This is a genomic window from Dellaglioa sp. CoH-55-MRSF-7 (assembly GCF_056782235.1).
In genome coordinates this window covers 1-339 of record NZ_JBXAYI010000107.1, presented here as the reverse complement: position 1 = coordinate 339, position 339 = coordinate 1, and the positions used below count along the sequence as shown (strand labels likewise).

At 54.6% G+C, this 339-nt stretch carries 1 protein-coding gene; it reads left to right on the top strand.

Annotated elements, in window-relative coordinates; all coding sequences use genetic code 11:
* Window positions 1-64: 64 nt before the first annotated feature.
* Window positions 65-339 (top strand): hypothetical protein (locus AC1RPU_RS08070; protein ID WP_481769654.1); only part of this gene is annotated, 275 nt, incomplete at its 3' end.

The following is a 339-nucleotide window of genomic DNA, read 5'->3' as shown; positions in this document are numbered from 1 at the left end:
CGTTCCCACTCTGCTTCTGTCCCGGATGCGGCACCAAAACTGAAGTAGTCAGCGAGGAAGAATAATGAATCAAACAGCAGTCGAGCGCTTGGTGGGTCAGCGTCTTGCGCGATACGAAGAGCTGGAACGGCAGTTGCGGGAACATAACGTCGTCGAGCGCCTTAAGCAGGTGGATGAGGACGCGTCATTTTGGGTGGCATGGGCACTCAATATGATTCAGAGCTTCAACGAATGGACGCAGCCGTTGCTCGATATTCCGATGCACAACGTCGAGGCCGTATACCGCGATCTTGATCGTCTGGTACGCGAAGGTCCCCAGACTCAATTCGAGATGGAGGG